Annotated in this window: 2 protein-coding genes and 1 pseudogene; 1 reads left to right on the plus strand and 2 read right to left on the minus strand. The window is 64.6% G+C overall.

Annotated features, from left to right (window positions below; all coding sequences use genetic code 11):
* Positions 1-153: 153 nt before the first annotated feature.
* Positions 154-312, minus strand: a pseudogene (locus AC1DWI_RS20200) (short-chain dehydrogenase); the annotation flags it as partial.
* 143 nt (positions 313-455) lie between these two features.
* On the opposite strand from AC1DWI_RS20200, the gene AC1DWI_RS20205 reads away from it, so the two are divergent.
* The gene (locus tag AC1DWI_RS20205) at positions 456-1,340 is read left to right on the plus strand and encodes a DMT family transporter (RefSeq protein WP_477667902.1); all 885 of its coding nucleotides are present in this window, start codon (positions 456-458) and stop codon (positions 1,338-1,340) included.
* A gap of 142 nt (positions 1,341-1,482) precedes the next feature.
* Here the strand turns inward: AC1DWI_RS20205 and aroC are convergent.
* Positions 1,483-2,306: chorismate synthase (gene aroC, locus AC1DWI_RS20210; RefSeq protein ID WP_477725579.1), on the minus strand; the 824-nt coding region annotated here is incomplete at its 5' end.

Raw genomic sequence — 2,306 nt, forward strand, 5'->3', positions numbered from 1 at the left:
CTTTGCTGAGGGTGGCTGGCCGGGGGTTGCCCGGCCAGCCGCTCTCAGTAGAGAACGCCCAAGCCGGAGCAAGATCCAGCCTCAAGATTCGCTATCAATTCAATAGCTGCCCGCGCTTATCCCTATTAGTCAAAAGCCATTTTCACTAATGAATCAAACCACCCCAACACTCCCCGTCAACGGTAAAACAATCCCCGTGACATAACTGGAACAAACAGGAGAAGCCAGAAATACATAAGCAGGCGACAACTCCTCAGGTTGCACCGGCCGCCTCATGTCGGTCTTCCTGCCGAAGTCCTTGATGACGAGTGGCCCGCGCCTGGCGCGGTGTAGGAAAGATTCGCGCCTTCGCCCCAGCCATGCCTTGCGGCCGCTGCAGCGTCGGGCCGAATCTTGCACAATCAAGGCAGCCATCTTTTCCATTGCCGCTTTTGTTGCCGCCCGAGCGGCGTTTGATGCAAACCCGACACTTCCTCCAGCTCATCGCGATGTCCGCCCTCTGGGGCGCATCATTTCCCCTGCTGCGTATCGCCAGCCCTGCCCTGGGGCCGTGGGTGGTAGCGGCCACCCGCTGCGTCCTGGCCGCAATCGTGCTGGGTCTGCTGATGAGCAGGCTGCGCGGCCAATGGCCGCCGCGCGAGGCGTGGCCCCGGCTGGCGCTGCTGAGCATGCTGTCGGTGGTGGTTCCCTTTGTGCTGTACAACTGGGCCGCGCTGGTCATCCCGTCGGGCTATTCGGCGGTGCTCAATGCCACGGTGCCGCTCTTCGGCGTGATGGCCGCCGCGCTGGCCGGCGAGGAAAAACTCACCCGCATCCGCCTGCTCGGCTGCGCGGTCGGCTTTGCCGGCGTCGCGCTGCTGGTGCAACTGGGGCCCGTCGCCGTCACGCCCCGGGTCGTGCTGGCGGCGTTGGCCTGCGTCGCCGCGTCGGCCAGCTACGGCTTCGGCGCCATCCTCATGAAACGTGCCACCATGGCCTATTCGCCGCTGCCTTCGTCAGCGGTGGTGCATGTGGCCGCGGCCCTGATCCTGCTCATACCGGGCGGAATCGCCGCACCCTCGGCTGTTCTGACGCCGGGCGCCGTGGCTGCCGTTACGGTGCTGGGCACGTTTACTTCCGGGTTTATGTACTGGATCAGCATGCGGCTGATGCGCGAGATTCCGGCCAGCGCCACCACGTCGGCGGCCTTCATGATTCCGCTGTTCGGCGTGACCTGGGGCGGRCTGTTTCTGGGGGAGCCGGTGACGATCAGCATGTTGCCCGGTTGCATCCTGGTGTTATCGGCCACCGCGCTGATCACGGGTTTTAACCCGTTTCGGGCTGCGCCACCTGAGCCATAAAGCTTAAGGCACGCACCGGCGCGAAGTCGTAAAGAAATCGTGGCGAGCGGCCCGAGCAGCCCGAGGTCGTGTCGAGGACCGGAGCCGTACACCCACCCGTACGGTGAGGACCGCAGATGCGAGATCGGGCCGCGCAGCAGATTTATTTTCGGTTTCGCATGATGTTGGGCGTGGCGACCACCACATCCGCATTCTGCGCACGCTGGCGCAGCGCATGCTCCATTACCACCAGGGCCAGCATGGCCTCGGCAATCGGCGTGGCGCGAATGCCGACACAAGGGTCGTGCCGGCCCTTCGTCACCACCTCGGCGGGGTTGCCTGCGGTGTCGATCGACTGGCGCGGCGTGATGATCGAGCTCGTCGGCTTGATGGCGATGGACACCTCCAGGTCTTGCCCCGTGCTGATGCCACCCAGTACACCGCCGGCGTTGTTCGACTGAAAGCCCTCAGGCGACAGACCGTCGCCGTGCGCGGTGCCGCGCTGCGTGACGCTGGCAAAGCCGGCGCCAATTTCAACGCCCTTGACGGCGTTGATGCCCATCATGGCGAAAGCGATGTCAGCGTCCAGCTTGTCAAAGAGCGGATCGCCCAGGCCCACCGGCACCTTGGATGCTGTGACACGAATGCGCGCGCCGCAGGAGTCGCCCGCCTTGCGCAGCGCGTCCATGTAGTCTTCCAGTTTCGAGACGTCGGCGACCGGCGCGAAGAACGGGTTGCCCGGCACGTGTTCCCACGATTCAAACGGAATCGCGATGTCGCCGATCTGCGTCATGCAGCCGCGAAAGGTGGTGCCGTATTTTTCAGCCAGCCACTTCTTGGCCACCGCGCCGGCTGCCACCATGGGCGCCGTCAGGYGGGCGGAGGCACGGCCACCGCCGCGCGGGTCGCGCCGGCCGTATTTGTGCAGGTAGGTGTAGTCGGCATGGCCTGGGCGGAAGGTTTCCAGGATGTTGCCGTAGTCCTTGC

The sequence above is a fragment of the Polaromonas sp. P3_C2 genome, assembly GCF_056402675.1.